The 14,193-nt window shown below is 66.9% G+C and carries 11 protein-coding genes; 10 read left to right on the top strand and 1 reads right to left on the bottom strand.

Translation table 11 applies throughout. The annotated features are described in order from the left end of the window. Positions 1–75: 75 nt before the first annotated feature. From QUS11_01750 to QUS11_01725, 6 genes are read left to right on the top strand one after another with little or no spacing between them, the layout of a single operon-like run. Positions 76–1,395: a bifunctional UDP-3-O-[3-hydroxymyristoyl] N-acetylglucosamine deacetylase/3-hydroxyacyl-ACP dehydratase gene (locus tag QUS11_01750; GenBank protein ID MDM7992015.1), complete on the top strand. Its 1,320-nt coding sequence runs from the start codon at positions 76–78 to the stop codon at positions 1,393–1,395. Beyond that, complete coding sequence (gene lpxA, locus QUS11_01745) at positions 1,392–2,162, top strand: acyl-ACP--UDP-N-acetylglucosamine O-acyltransferase (protein MDM7992014.1); 771 nt, start codon at positions 1,392–1,394, stop codon at positions 2,160–2,162. The genes QUS11_01750 and lpxA overlap by 4 nt, the downstream gene beginning before the upstream one ends. Before the next feature lie 10 nt (positions 2,163–2,172). Then, positions 2,173–2,736 carry a DUF5683 domain-containing protein gene (locus tag QUS11_01740; protein MDM7992013.1) on the top strand — a complete coding sequence of 188 codons (564 nt, stop codon included), beginning with the start codon at positions 2,173–2,175 and terminating at the stop codon, positions 2,734–2,736. Positions 2,737–2,769: 33 nt separating this feature from the next. Then, a complete protein-coding gene (locus QUS11_01735) occupies positions 2,770–3,363 on the top strand; it encodes a sigma-70 family RNA polymerase sigma factor (protein MDM7992012.1) in 594 nt (197 codons plus the stop codon). Between the two features lie 4 nt (positions 3,364–3,367). Then, on the top strand, positions 3,368–4,486 hold the full coding sequence (locus QUS11_01730; protein MDM7992011.1) for a zf-HC2 domain-containing protein: 1,119 nt from the start codon (positions 3,368–3,370) through the stop codon (positions 4,484–4,486). Between the two features lie 60 nt (positions 4,487–4,546). Continuing rightward, positions 4,547–5,848 (top strand): hypothetical protein, encoded by a 1,302-nt coding sequence (locus QUS11_01725; GenBank protein MDM7992010.1) that lies wholly within the window; start codon positions 4,547–4,549, stop codon positions 5,846–5,848. Here the strand turns inward: QUS11_01725 and QUS11_01720 are convergent. Next, entirely contained in the window at positions 5,833–6,486 is a 654-nt protein-coding gene (locus QUS11_01720) for a hypothetical protein (protein MDM7992009.1), read from the bottom strand. The genes QUS11_01725 and QUS11_01720 overlap by 16 nt on opposite strands. 178 nt (positions 6,487–6,664) lie before the next feature. On the opposite strand from QUS11_01720, the gene QUS11_01715 reads away from it, so the two are divergent. The 4 genes from QUS11_01715 (at position 6,665) to serC (ending at position 13,997) form a co-directional block, all read left to right on the top strand. Further along, positions 6,665–8,758: a hypothetical protein gene (locus QUS11_01715; protein MDM7992008.1), complete on the top strand. Its 2,094-nt coding sequence runs from the start codon at positions 6,665–6,667 to the stop codon at positions 8,756–8,758. After that, positions 8,755–10,836: a DUF1926 domain-containing protein gene (locus tag QUS11_01710; GenBank protein ID MDM7992007.1), complete on the top strand. Its 2,082-nt coding sequence runs from the start codon at positions 8,755–8,757 to the stop codon at positions 10,834–10,836. The genes QUS11_01715 and QUS11_01710 overlap by 4 nt, the downstream gene beginning before the upstream one ends. Then, a complete protein-coding gene (ligA, locus tag QUS11_01705) occupies positions 10,833–12,824 on the top strand; it encodes an NAD-dependent DNA ligase LigA (protein ID MDM7992006.1) in 1,992 nt (663 codons plus the stop codon). Before QUS11_01710 ends, ligA begins: the two co-directional genes overlap by 4 nt. Before the next feature lie 90 nt (positions 12,825–12,914). Beyond that, the gene (serC, locus tag QUS11_01700) at positions 12,915–13,997 is read left to right on the top strand and encodes a 3-phosphoserine/phosphohydroxythreonine transaminase (protein MDM7992005.1); all 1,083 of its coding nucleotides are present in this window, start codon (positions 12,915–12,917) and stop codon (positions 13,995–13,997) included. Positions 13,998–14,193: the final 196 nt, after the last annotated feature.

Genomic DNA, 14,193 nt, shown 5'->3' with positions numbered 1-14,193 from the left:
GCCGCCCGAGTACCGTGACGCTGGACAGGACCGGTCCCTGACCGTCGTGCCCGGAGACCAGGAGGAGAGAGCCCAGTGAGCCAGAACCAGACGACCCTCGAAAAGCCGGTGACCTACCGGGGTATCGGCCTCCATACCGGCAACGTCACCACGATCACGTTCAAGCCGGCCCCGCCCAATTCCGGCATCACGTTCGTCCGCACCGACGTCGAGTCGAGGCCGACCATCCACGTGAGCTGCGAGAACGTCAGGCAGATCGAGGAGCAGTCCAGGCGGACCACGCTGGGCGAGAACTACTACGAAGTCCATACCGTCGAGCACGTACTCGCGGCCCTCTACGGCCTGGGCATAGACAACGCGATCATCGAGATCGACTCCGACGAACCGCCCGAGCCGGAGGACGGTTCCGTCGCCACCTACGTCGAGGTGATAGACCAGGCGGGCAGGCTCGAGCAGACCGACGCGCCCAGGAAGTATCTCTCCATCGGCGAATCCGTCTCGATCTCGGCCTACGGCGCAGATCTCGTCGCCGTTCCCGCCGAGGGTCTGAGGATCAGCTTCACGATCGACTACGGCCATCCCGTGCTCGGTGCGCAGTACATCTCCATGCTCGTCACCCCCGAGGTCTTCCGCAAGGAGATCGCCCCGGCCAGGACCTTCTGCTTCTACAGCGACGTGAAGGCCCTGCAGGACAAGAACCTCATCAGGGGCGGAACGCTCGACAACGCAATCGTCATCGGCGACGAGGGCCTGCTCAATCGTGAGCCCCTCCGCTTCCCCGACGAATTCGTGAGGCACAAGGTCCTCGACCTGATCGGCGACCTGTCCCTTCTCGGCGAGAGGCTCAACGCCCACGTGATCTCGGCCAAGTCCGGGCACGCCTCCAATGTGCAGTTCGTGAGGAAGATAAGGGAGACCTACACCAGGCGGACGAGGGACCAGTCGAGACCCCTCGGGCCGGGCAACTGGGAGATCGCCGACGTGATGAGGATCCTTCCTCACAGGTATCCCTTCCTCCTCGTGGACAAGGTGCTCGAGATGCAGCCCGAGAAGCGCATCGTCGGCCTCAAGAACGTCACGATCAACGAACCCTTCTTCCAGGGGCACTTCCCGGGCAGCCCCATCATGCCCGGCGTGCTGATAATCGAAGCCATGGGGCAGGTCGGGGGGCTCATGCTCTTCAACTCGGTCGAACGTCCCGACGAGTGGCTCGTCTTCTTCACGGGAGTCGACAAGGTGCGCTTCAGGAAGCCCGTGCTCCCCGGCGACCAGGTGCTGTTCGAACTGGAGATGATCAAGCGCAGGGGTTCGGTCTGCGTGATGAGGGGGATCGCCAGGGTGGAGGGCAAGGTCGTGGCCGAGGCCGATCTGATGGCCATGCTGATGCCGAGATGAGTGCCGTCGACCCAAGGGCCGTCGTGTCGTGCGACGTGCCGGAAGGCTGCACGATAGAACCCTTCGCGGTGGTGGGGCCTGATGTCACGCTGTCCCGGGGAGTGCACATAGGGGCGCACGCCTATGTCGCCGGCAGGACCACGATCGGCTGCGATGTCAGGATAGGGCCCTGCGCGGTCATAGGTACGGACCCCCAGGACCTCAAGTACGCCGGGGAGGACACCTCCCTCGAGATCGGCGACAGGACGGTCATCAGGGAGTTCGCCAACATAAGCAAGGGCACCACGGCGACAGGCAGAACGATCGTCGGAAGCGACTGCCTCATCATGGCATACGCGCACATCGCGCACGACTGCAGGATCGGCGCCAGGGTGATCATGGCCAATGCCGTCAACCTCGCCGGTCACGTCGAAGTCGGCGATCATGCCACCATCGGCGGGGTGGTCCCGGTCCACCAGTTCGTGAGGATCGGAGCCTACGCGATGGTCGGAGGGGGATTCAGGGTCCCCATGGACATCCCGCCCTTCTGCCTCGCCGGGGGGTACCCGCTCAGGGTGGCCTCCCTCAACCTGATCGGGCTCAGGCGCAACGGATTCTCGCCGGAGAGGCTGGCCGATCTGGAGAAGGCCTTCAGGCATCTCTTCAGGGAGCCGGGGCCCGTGTCCCGCAAGGCTTCCGAAATGACCGCGGAAGCCGGCTGGGGCGACGATGCCATGGCGCTGGCCGGTTTCATCCTGTCCGGCAGGCGCGGGGTCGTCGGGGCCTGACGGCGGACAAGTGCCCTCTGCGGCTCTCCTCGCATTCGCGCTCCTCGTACAGCTGCCCGCAGGCAGATCCTTCGACGGATCCCCCCCGGGGGGCGATCCTGCCGATTCACTGCGTGCAGCAGCAGACTCCGCCGGTGTCGATTCCCTTGCCCGGGTGCTCTCCGGGACGGTTGCCGGCATGGTCGAAGGCCCCGCTTCCGGCGACAGGTCTCCCACGGGCGCCCTGCTGCGTTCGGCCGCTCTGCCGGGGTGGGGCCAGTTCTACAACGACAGGCCGGTCAAGGGCATCGTGCTCGGCGCCCTCGAACTCGGTCTGCTGGCGCTCCTCGTCGACGAGCACATCCGGGCCGAATCGGCGAGGGACGACTTCCTCGAGAGCGGCGACGCCGGTGACGAGGCCGAATACGAAACCCACAGGGAGCGGCGGCTCGACCTCATCTGGCTCACCGCGGCCTCCTGGCTGTACGGCATGATGGATGCCTACGTCGATGCCCACCTGTTCACCTTCGACCGCGAGAACGAGCGTTTCGGGCGGGAGGCCGGGATCGGTGCAGGCGTCGTGCTCAGGTTCTGAGGGGTCCGCAGGCATGTGCACCCGGTGGAATAAATGATCCTCCTCGATGTAATACTCTCGATGATGGAGCCGGCCGGCGACGAGGCCGACCTCGTGGCGAAGGCGAAGGCGGGAGACAGGGATGCTTTCGGGGAGCTCGTCCGGAGATACCAGAAGAGGGTCTACAGGGTCGCACGCCGCATGTGCAGGACGGACGAGGACGCATGGGACGTGACACAGGACACGTTCGTCCGCGCCATGAAGGCCATGCCGGGCTTCGATACCAGGTACAGGTTCTTCACCTGGATCTACAGGATCGCGACGAACCTCTCGATAAACCTCTCGGAGAAGAGGAGGAGGCGGTCCGAGGTGGAGTTCGACGAGGAATACGGGGCGGAGGGGGAGCAGTGCGTGGAGGACACGGCCGCCTCCCAGGCCTCCGCATCCGAGCTGGCGGACGCCATCCGGAAGGCCGTGGAGAGGCTCTCGCCCCCCCTGAGGTCCGTCTTCGTGCTGAGGGTGGACCAGGAGCTGAGCTATTCGGAGATCGCGGAGACCCTTGGCATCGCGCTGGGCACCGTCATGTCGAGGCTCAGCAGGGCGAGGTCGGAGGTCCGCAAGTCGGTGGAACACCTGATGGAGTCCTGAAGAGATGAACGCATGCCCTGATCCCTCCAGGCTGATGGCCTACATGGACGGGGAGCTCCGCGGAGCAGAGGCTGCGGACGTCCGCTCCCACGTCGAGTCGTGCGCCGCATGCCGGAGGATCATCGAGAAGCAGACGCTCATCGAGAAGTCCTACAGGGATTCCTTCGAGACCCCGTCCGACGAGAGCTTCAGGCTCATGGAGAGGCGCATCATGACCTCGGTGCGTGCGCCAGCCCGGAAGAGGCTCCCGGCATTCGTGCCCATAGCCGCCGCGCTCCTGATAGCCGCGGCGGGCGTGAGGCTCGCCGGGCGCTCCGGGCTCCTGGAACGGCCCGCCGTCGAGACCATCACCGTGACTTCGGAGCGCGACCGCGTCGAGCCGGGCGACAGCGTCTCCGGCGGACCGCCCGCCGGCGCCGTCTTCGAGTCGATCTCTTCGGACAGCGTTCCCGGGCAGACCATGCATTTCGCCGAGGATGCCCCGGCTCTGCAGGCGCAGGAACAGCAGGCAGCCTCCTCCGAAGTCGAGCAGGAGGATGAGGAGCTCATGGCGATGCTCCTTCCCCCGGAGGACGAGGACACCCCATCGGCGATCGGAGGCTCCGGTGGTCTGACGACCGGGGCGGGAGGCGGCGCCGCCGGGCAGAGCCAGGCCGCCGGCGCCGGTCTGGTCGGGTCTGTCTCCCAGACCGTCCCGGGCCACGAGGAAGGCTGGTACAACCTGGGCGATGCAGCGGCCGGACGGACATGTGATGCCGAGCCGGCGACCGAAGGCATCGCGTCCGACGACAGCGGCCCCTGGACGGGCCCGGGTGCGGAAGGCGACGTTTGCGTGAGCGCCGTCGACGTCCTCGCGCGGGGTTCCGTCTCCGCCGACCGTACTGTCTCGACATGCGAGACCCAGCTAGAGACGCCGGCCCCCTGCCCCTTCGAAGAGGCTTTCTCCTCCCCGGTCCTGATCATCTTCGACTCCGACGGCGAGCCGGCATCGCCCGACTCCGTCTTCCTCGACTCGTGCTTCCCGGGCTGGAAAGATTCGCTCGCAGGCAGTATGCTCGATACTGCGCTCGTGGTCACCTGCGAGGAATTCCAGGATCTCGTAGTGGAGCAGGGAGCACACTGAGGCGGACCCCGGCGGCCCGCCGAGGATCTCCCATGCCGAAAGGAAGCTATGCCCTCCCTCATGCCGTTCCTTCTGGCGTTCCAGGCCTCCCTCACAGGAAACCAGGGGGGCAGGTTCGGAGCGGTGATCCTCGAAGCCCCGGCTTCGTCGGACACGGCCGCCCTGGCTGCCTGTGCCGAAGCCGCCGCCGAAGGCGACGGGCGCTTCACCGTGGTGACCCTCCCGGACTCCGTCAGATCTCTGGAGATGACGGGGGGGTTCGCGTCCGAGACATCGGCCCTGTGTTCCGCCTTCTCGCTCGACGTGCTGCTGGTCCTCACCGTCCCCGAGCCGGTTTCGGCAGACCGCGCGACCTTTGCGGGCGACTCCCTCCGCACGAGCACCAGAACCGAGCTGACGGCGACCGGGCGGTTCTACTCCTCGACAGGTATCCTCACCGGATCCGTTTCGGGTACGGCGGCAGGGGAGACCCCCCCGGGGGTCCCACCCGATATCGACGCGCTGGCATGCACGGCCGTGGCCAGGATGATGGACACGGCGCTGATGGAGCTCTTCCCCGCCGAGGTCAGGTTCACGGCCGGGGCGGGCCCCAGGATAGACCTCCCCGCCGGAAGCGAATCGGGGATCACCGAGGGCATGTTCGTCTCTCTCGTGGCCGTTTCGCCCACGATCCCCGACGACGTGGCCCAGTACCAGTACCTGCGGAGCCACGGGATCGCACAGGTGACCAGCTCGGGCCCCGGTGCCTCGAGCGCCCTGATGCTGTCCGGCTCCCTCGCGCCGGGCGGCTCGGTGATCGCCCTCGAACGCGGAAGGCCCGCATCTCTCTCGATCGGGTGGGAGATGGCCCCCGTCAGCCTGGAACAGGGAGCCGACACCGGCGAACCCTTCGACGACAGCGGCGCCATGAACAGGATCAGGATCGCCGTCTCGACCCTGAGATGGGGTCTGTGTCTGGGAGGCGGACTCCACGCCGGGGCGATGGATCAGCTCTCTTCCTTCGGGGTCGACTTCGAAGCCGGCTGGAGGCTGCCCGTCTCCGCGCCGAAGCTAGCTGCGAGGCTCTCGGCCGGTTTGCTGGCAGATTTCATGATCCAGAACGTGGCCCTGGACACACTGGCCTCCAACGCCACCGCAGCGACCTTCGGCGGATACGCGGAATGCGGTCTGGAGTATCTGGCATCGGACAGGATGGGCCTCGCGGCGTCGGTCCTGGGCTTCGCCGGCACCGAGGCGGATTCATGGACCGTGCAGGAATACGGCGGTGACAACAGGGAGGCCGAGCCCTCGGAGATCTACTACACCTCCGTCGAGCGGGATCCCTTCTCGATCAGGGCCGGAGCCTTCTATCTGATCTTCTGATCCCCGGAGCCCTGCCTCCAGGGCCGCTTGGCCGTGCCCCGCTCCCAGAGCATCTCGAGCACCGACCACGTCGAGTCGGCGAAGAGCATTCCGCCCAGGATCCCGGTGACGGGGCTGCCCAGCAGGATGCCGAGGACCAGCCCCGCGCCCGCCACGGATGCGGTCACGAGGGCCAGAACGTTAGCCGCGAGGGAGAAGGGCCCCCATTTGGAGAAGACCCTCACCCTGGTCAGGTTGATGCCCCACACCCAGACGGGGTAGCCGGCGGCCGCCAGAACTGCCTTCGGAGGATCGACCAGGAAGCAGGCCAGCCAGAGGGCGGTGCAGAGAAGGAACAGCGGCACCGCCGATCTCGACATCAGTGAGACCCAGCCCATCTCCTGCCCGACTTCGCCCAGAGCCAGCCAGATCAGGAAGCCGGCCCCCAGGCCCGTCAGCACTGCCAGGCTCGGCGTCTCGACCGTGATGCCGAAAACAGCGCACGAAAGGCCGAGAAGGAGGCTGAGCAGCCCGAACACGACCGGTCCGGTGCGGCCCTTCCTCCTTGCGGCCGTGAAGACCCGTGCGGCCACGATGTGGAAGAGGATCGTGGCTATGACGGTGGATACCGCGAAGAAGCCCGCTGCCAGACAAGGCACGGCCTCCGGCGGGAGGCCTATGGGGAGTGTTCCGGAAAGCTCATGGGGCACTGCGCGACTCCTTCCGTTCGCGGCAATGTAATACCGCGGACGACGGAGTCAACTGCCTCCGGTTGCCGGCGGCGCGCGCATGCCGGTAGAATAGACGCCGGTGGTGTCTTCGCGGAGGTGAGGGGGCTTGGGCGTCAGGTTCGCTGCGTACCTGTCGGCAATCGCGCTGATGCTGGGAACCTCGTGCGGAGGCGGGCAGGGGGGCGGTAATACGTCCGCCGGGTACGTCCGCATAGATGCCGGCAAGATGACCTGGGTGGATGTGCCCGCTCCTTCGGCCGTGCTCGATTCGGCGCCCGGAGGCGGCCTCGTCCTCGACCTGCCCACGGGTCCGGTCACCGTGCGTGCCGGCCTGCTCCAGGGATCGGGCTCGACACCCGCTTCCCGGGCCGAGCATCTCCGGACCACCGGCTTCCCCGACGCCGCAGTCCTTTCCGGATCCTCCAGGACTTCGGGCATAACGGTGGTAGGCTTCACTGCAGGTGACACGTGCAGGCTGGAGCGCGTCTGGCCTCGTGGGGGAGGCGAACTCCTGGCCCTCACTGTCGAGGGGCTGTCCGGCACCCCCCAGGCTCTCCTCGCGCGGAGCGAGAGGATGATCGAGCGTGCCACCCCGGTACCCTGGCCCGGGCTGAGGACGCCATTCCTCTCCGACCGTTCGCTCGACGACATCCAGGCCGACCTGTACCTGCAGGATTCCGACAGACCCCCCGAGGTTGGCCACAGGATCACGCTGGAGATCCTCCCGCTCGAACAGGCCTTCGTCGTGGTCGACACCTTCAGGGTGGACTTCCAGGGCACTTCCGGCATCGACGGGATGAGGCTCGCCCTCCCGAGGATAGACGGGAGCGCGCCCGACGACCTCACGGCCATCCAGGGGACCTACACCCGCGGGGCCGACTCGGTCATGTGCATGCCCGACCCGGAAACGATGGTCTTCACCGGTGTCTACGGTTCGAGATTCGACAGCTACTACCGCGAGGACAGGGGACTCGTCACCGGGCAGGTGAGGCTCGCGAGCTCGTTCTGCTGCGGAGAGTGGTTCTATCCCGGGGCCGAGATCCCCTCCTCCTACGAGCTGACTGCCCTGGTGCCGATGGGGGGGGAGTTCTTCTGCCCCCTCACGCCTGTCGCCCGGAACCGTTCCGGTTCGACGGGGGTGTTCACCTTCGCCTCCCAGCCCGGGGGCATACCGGGTCCCCTGCCCTGGGCGGCGGGCGATCTGGAGCAGACGCATGTCGCGGGCGGCCGGTCGCGGCTGGTGCATATCCCGCTGTCGGAGTCCGCTGCTGATTCGGCTTCGAGAAGGGCGTCCCTGCTGGCCGGCGTGCTGTGGGACAGGCTGGGATTCGAGGGCGCCAGGTTCGACATGGTCCTCGTGGAGAGCGTCGACAGGCCCGTACTTGCCGTCGGGCCCGGATTCCTGTGTCTGTCGCCCGACCGCCTGGCCCTTCTCGACGGATGCGCGATGTGGGACGACACCCTGTCTTCCGGCATCAGGCCGGCGGGCCCCGTGGTGGTGGCCAACGCAGCCCGGGCCTTCCTCGCCATGTCGAGCCACCTGCCCGGCTACCTTTCCGCCTCCCTGGCCGCCTGGTCGGTGTACCTGTTCGTCGATGCCGGAGGTTCCACAGAGGATGCCGAGAACATCCTCGAGTGCTTCCGCAGGTACTATCTGGCGTCCACGTCCGGGGTGTCCGACGAGGAGTATGCGATCGCCGACGCCAGCCTGGCGGGCTCGGCGCTAGAGGAGCCCGTTCTCATGGGCAAGGCTCCGATGGTCCTGGCGATGTTCTCGCGCGTCATGCCCGGGTTCGAGCCGGGTCTGCGGGCCGCCCTCGGCAGGCTGAGGCACCCCGGGGCAGCCCTCCTCAGCCTCTCCTCCGCTGTCGGGCTGTCGGGCGATCCATCCATGGACAGCCTGTTCTGGGACTGGATGTGCATGCCCGGAGTGCCGCAGCTCATGGTGACATGGCGCGAATCGGGCGGGCGGGTCGACTTCTCCGTGGAGCAGCTCCAGCCGGGCGGCGACTTCCCCCTCCCGCTCGGGGAGATCCGGTTCGACTACGACAACGGGAGAACCGCCCGGGGCTGGATCTACGGGCCTTCGCAGGACGGCGGATACTGGGCCCTGCACAACGCAGGCAACGGGCGCCTGGCATCGATCGACGTGGCTCCTGCACGCTTCCTCCCCGCAGACATAGTCTACTCGCGGGAATGAGCACGGAGGCCCGCCTGCAGTTCTCGATCTGCCTCCACGACCATCAGCCCGTGGGCAACTTCGACGGAGTGATCGAGAAGGCCTACGGGGACTGCTACGCCCCTGTCCTGGAATGCCTGCGCAGGCATCCCGGAGTCGGGCTGGCCATGCATCACTCCGGCTGTCTGCTCGACTGGCTGGAGGCCCGGCACCCGGAATACCTCGAGACGCTGTCCGCCATGTGCCGGGAGGGCCGGCTGGAACTCGTCTCGGGCGGCTATTACGAACCCATAATCCCTGTGTTCCGCCCCTCGGACATCCGCTCGCAGATAGTGGCTATGAACCGGAGGCTGGAAACCCTGGGCGGATCGAAGCCGACCGGGCTCTGGCTCACCGAGAGGGTCTGGGAGCCGTCGATCCCGTCGTATCTTGCCGGCACCGGCATCGGCTATGCAGTGGTGGACGACCTCCACATCAGGCTGGCAGGGGCGGGTGGGAGCTTCCGGGGGAATCCCGTCCTCACCGAGGATTCTGGCAGCTCCGTGGCGCTCCTCGGGAGCAGCATGGAACTGCGTTACGCCATCCCGTTCGGGAGCGTGGACGACGTGATGGCGATTCTCCGGAGGAAGGCGGACGAGGGCGTGTCGCTCGTCTTCTACGGAGACGACGGCGAGAAGTTCGGGGTGTGGCCCGGAACCCGTGAGAGGTGCCACGATCAGGGCTGGCTCGAAGCGTTCCTGACCGCCCTCGAGGAGGCGGACGGCTGGCTCGCGACCACGCCTCCGGGCGTGGCGGTCCCGGCGCTGCCGGCTGAAGGCCCCTTCTATGTGCCTGCCGCGAGCTACCCCGAGATGGGCGAGTGGGCCCTCGATCCCGGGAGGCAGGAGGCTTCGGCGGCGCTGAAGGCCTCTCTCCCGCCCGGAGCCGCGCACGATGCGGACCTCTTCCTCCGGGCCGGCTTCTGGAGGAACTTCCTGACGCGGTATCCCGAAGCGAACTCCCTCCACAAGAGGGTGCTCCACGCGGAGGACGCGGTGCATGCAAGCGGTTCGGCAGAGGCGCTGGCCCACTTCTGGAGGAGCCAGTGCAACTGCCCCTACTGGCATGGCGTGTTCGGGGGGCTCTACCTGCCCCACCTCCGCGATGCCGTCTGGACGGAACTGCTGGAGGCCGAGAGGGCGGCGAGGGATTCCGCGGGCGGCGCAGCGACGATCTCCTCCGGCGATTACGACTGCGACGGTTCGGTCGAGATACTGGCAGGCACGCCCTCGATGTCGGTCGAGGCAAGGGCCGGAGACGGACTCGCGCTCGGCGAGCTGTCGCTCCTTCCCGCGGGCAGGCCTGCGGTGACTCTGGGGAACGTGCTCACGAGGCGCCGCGAGGCATATCACTCCCGGATCCGTGACGAGGCTGCGGACCAGTCCGGCGACCCCGCCGGGACCATCCACGGCGAGATGCACGCCCTCGAATCCGGGCTGGCCTCGATGCTCGCCTACGATCCCTATCGCAGGCTGTCCTTCCGCGAGGTGCTCCTGCCCGGCGACGGAAGGGAGTGGTTCTCCTGCGGGGGCGGTGGCATGACCGCGCGCACTCCCTCGGCGAAGCCCGGCGTCGTGGAGTCGGGATCCGATCTCCAGCTCTCGATGGACTTTCCCGTCTGCGAAGGCGTGGGAGTCTCCAAGATGCTCGCCGTCTCCCTCGTCTCTCCCGCGATCCGGTACGACGCGGCGTTCGAGCTGTCCGAGGGAGCAGCACGCTGGGGGCGTGCGGGATGCGAGATCTGCGTGAACCTCCTCACCGGTTCGGAGGACGACAGGAACGTCTCGCTGGGCGGCCGGCCGCCCGTGCGCACCGGAGTACGCGGAGAAGGGCCGGCCGACTCCGTCTCCATCCTCGACGGCTGGCGCAGGTTCCGGGCCGTGATCCGGATCGAGGGAGGAGCCGATGTCTGGCACATGCCCCTGGATTCGGTGAACAGGTCCGAGAAGGGATACGAGCGGGTGCACCAGGGCATGGCCATCCTGATATCGAGGCCGCTGCCCGCCGTTCCGGGGCGCATGCGCCTGTCCCTGAGCCTCGAACTGGAGGACCTCGCTTGACGCCCGATCCGCGCGAAGAGGCGGCCCGCCTCAGGGGACTGATAGAGCACCACAGGGCGCTCTACTATCAGGAGGACAGGTCGGAGATCTCCGACGAGATGTTCGACTCCCTGATGGAGAGGCTCCGCAGCATCGAGGAGGCAAGGCCCGATCTCCGCACCCCCGATTCCCCGACTCTGCGGGTGGGGGCGGCGCCGCTCGCGGGGTTCGACACGGTCGAGCACTCCCCGCCCATGCTGAGTCTCGACAACGTTTTCTCCGAAAGCGAATTCCGGGCGTTCGAGGCCAGGATCACGAAAGAGCTCGGTCTCTCCGCGCCTCCCGACTGTTCCGTGGAGCCGAAGCTCGACGGAGTGGCCGTATCGCTCGTGTACGAGGGCGGAGTGCTGGCCAGGGGAGCCACGAGGGGCGACGGCACATTGGGGGAGGACGTCACCCCGAATCTCCGCACGGTGCGCTCGATCCCGCTCTCGATTGCCGTTCCGGGCAGATTCGAGGTCAGGGGTGAGGTGCTGTTCCTCAAGGCCGACTTCGAGCGCATGAACGCCGCGAGGGAGCGGGCGGGCGAGAAGCTGTTCGCCAATCCGAGGAACTCCGCGTCGGGCTCCCTCAGACAGCTCGACAGCAGGATCACGGCCGCGAGGCCTCTCACTTTCTTCGCCTACTCCTGCCCGACCCCGCCCGAAGGCGTCGCGACCCAGTCCGGGATGCTCGAAGCGCTTGCCGGGCTGGGCTTCCTGGTGCCCCCGGGCTGCACCCGGGCGGCGGGCGCGGGCCGCATCTCCGAAGAAGTGGCGAGGATGGGTTCGGAAAGGGATGCGCTCCCCTTCGAGATCGACGGAGTCGTGATAAAGCTCGACCCGTTCGACCAGGCCGCCCGCATGGGCATCCTGTCCCATTCTCCGAGGTGGGCGGTGGCATGGAAGTTCCGCGCGCTGGAGACCACCGCGCGTGTCGTCTCGATAAGCTTCGGCGTCGGCCGCACCGGGAGGCTGACTCCCGTGGCCGAGCTCGAGCCCGCGAGGCTCGGCGGGGTGACGGTGACGCGGGCGACCCTGCACAACGAGGACGAACTGAGGCGCAAGGACGTCAGGCCGGGCGACCTGGTGGTCGTGAGACGGGCCGGGGAGGTGATCCCCGAGATCGTCGGCTCGCTCGGGAACCCCGACGGGAAAAGGCCTGCGCCGTTCTCGTTCCCTGCCGACTGCCCCGTGTGCGGCGGCCCGGTGGTCCGCCCCGAGGGGGAGTCAGCCCACAGGTGCATGAATCCCTCGTGTCCGGCGCGCATCAGGGAGAGCCTCCTGCACTGGGCCTCGCGCGGCGCGATGGACATCAGGGGCCTGGGCGACACGCTGGCCGACAGGCTCGTCGGATCGGGGCTGGTGAAGGAGCTGGCCGACCTCTACCGCCTCACGGCCGCCGACCTCTCCGGCATCGAGAGGATGGGATCGAAATCCGCCTCCTCGCTCCTCGCGCAGATCGACTCCTCGCGGACGCCCCCGCTCGACAGGATGCTCGCGGGCCTCGGCATCCCCGGGGTGGGAAGGGTGGCCGCACAGTCCCTCGCACTCGGGTTCGGCTCCCTCGAAGGCCTGGCCGCAGCCTCCCGCGAGCAGATGATGACGGTCGAGGGCATCGGGCCGGTGCTGGCCGGGTCGCTCCATCTGTTCTTCAGGGATCCCGTCACGCGCGGGGGCCTCGACTCCCTGCTGGCAGCGGGCGTGTCGCCCCGGTCGGAGGAGGGTCCGCGCGGCGGGGCAGGCAGGCTTTCCGGGCTCACGATCGTCTTCACCGGCACCATCGGCATCCCGCGCGAGGAGGCCAGGGAACTGGCCGAGAGGCACGGCGCGAAGGTCACGGAAAGCGTTTCCGCATCAACCTCGCTGGTCGTCGCCGGCCCTGGGGCCGGATCCAAGCTCGAACGGGCGAGGGAACTCGGCGTCAGGATCTCGGACTGGCCCGGGTTCTTGGAGATGATTGGACCATAATGCATAACGCCTCCAGGGGTTGCCCCCGGAACGCCTGGTAGGGTATCTTGAAAGACGTCCGGTTCGCATCCAACTCACAGGGAGGGCAGTATGCCTGACAGGGTGCACAACTTCAACCCCGGTCCCGCCGTTCTTCCGTACGAGGTACTGGAAGAGTGCGCCAGGGGAGCGCTGAACTTCAACAATCTGGGCATGTCGATCATGGAGATCTCCCATCGCTCGAAGGATTTCGAGGCGGTCCTCGATCGCGCCCAGAAGGACATGCTCGAGCTGATGGGGCTGTCCGGCGACGAGTACGCGGTGATGTTCCTCGGGGGCGGGGCGAGCATGCAGTTCTGCATGATCCCCTACAACTTCCTGAACGCCGATGCGACAGCCGACTACGTCAACACCGGCGAGTGGTCGACCAGGGCGATCAAGGAGGCGAAGCTCTTCGGGAAGGTCAACGTGGCTGCCTCCAGCGAGGATGCCAACTTCAACTACGTCCCGACGACCTTCAATCTCACTCCGGGCGCCGCATACGTCCACACCACGAGCAACAACACGATCTTCGGCACCAGGATGAAGGCGTTCCCCGAAACCGGCGGCGTGCCGCACATCTGCGACATGTCGAGCGACTTCCTCTCGCGCAGGCTCGACTTCTCCCGCTTCTCCATCATCTATGCCGGCGCCCAGAAGAACATCGGCCCTTCGGGCACGGCTGCCGTCATCGCCAGGAAGTCCTTCATCGAGAAGGCGAAGGACGGCCTGCCGACGATGCTGTCCTACAAGACCCATCTCAAGAGCAACTCGCTCTACAACACGCCTCCCGTGTTCCCGATCTATGTGGTGGGCCTTGTGCTCGCGTGGCTGAAGAACCACGGCGGCATCGACGCGATGGAGAAGATCAACGAGAAGAAGGCCGCCCTGCTCTACGGCGCCCTCGACTCGAGCGACGGATTCTTCAGGGGCACGGTCAGGCCGGATTCGAGGTCGATCATGAACGTCACCTTCAGGCTGCCTTCCGAGGAGCTGGAGGAGAAGTTCGTCTCAGAGGCCAAGAAGCAGGGTCTCATCGGCCTGAAGGGTCACAGGAGCGTCGGGGGATGCAGGGCATCCCTCTACAACGCGCTGCCCGTCGAGGCCGTGGAAGCCCTGACCGCATTCATGGCCGCCTTCCGCAAGGCCAACTAGCCGGTCGGGCATGCTCATCGGGGGCCGTACGCTCCGCCGTGCGGCCCCCTCTCCAGCGCCCCGCCTCCAGAAGCCTCCAGAACGCTTTTAACTCCTTTGACTTTCTTGCCGCCTGTACTATGTCTGCCAGCCCTCCGGCCGGCTTTGATGAATGTCCGTTTATTCTCCTGCAACATTCTGTCCCGTCGATGTTCTG

It is taken from the genome of Candidatus Fermentibacter sp. (genome assembly GCA_030373045.1).
Lineage (GTDB): Bacteria > Fermentibacterota > Fermentibacteria > Fermentibacterales > Fermentibacteraceae > Fermentibacter.
The sequence above is the reverse complement of the archived record's forward strand: the minus strand, read 5'-3'. Positions and strand labels throughout refer to the sequence as shown.

Excerpts from the sequence above, each read along its gene's own strand:
- lpxA (MDM7992014.1), top strand. The coding sequence starts at position 1,392 with ATGAGTGCCGTCGACCCAAGGGCCGTCGTGTCGTGCGACGTGCCGGAA.
- serC (MDM7992005.1), top strand. The coding sequence starts at position 12,915 with ATGCCTGACAGGGTGCACAACTTCAACCCCGGTCCCGCCGTTCTTCCG.
- QUS11_01735 (MDM7992012.1), top strand. The coding sequence starts at position 2,770 with ATGATCCTCCTCGATGTAATACTCTCGATGATGGAGCCGGCCGGCGAC.
- QUS11_01730 (MDM7992011.1), top strand. The coding sequence starts at position 3,368 with ATGAACGCATGCCCTGATCCCTCCAGGCTGATGGCCTACATGGACGGG.
- QUS11_01710 (MDM7992007.1), top strand. The coding sequence starts at position 8,755 with ATGAGCACGGAGGCCCGCCTGCAGTTCTCGATCTGCCTCCACGACCAT.
- QUS11_01725 (MDM7992010.1), top strand. The coding sequence starts at position 4,547 with ATGCCGTTCCTTCTGGCGTTCCAGGCCTCCCTCACAGGAAACCAGGGG.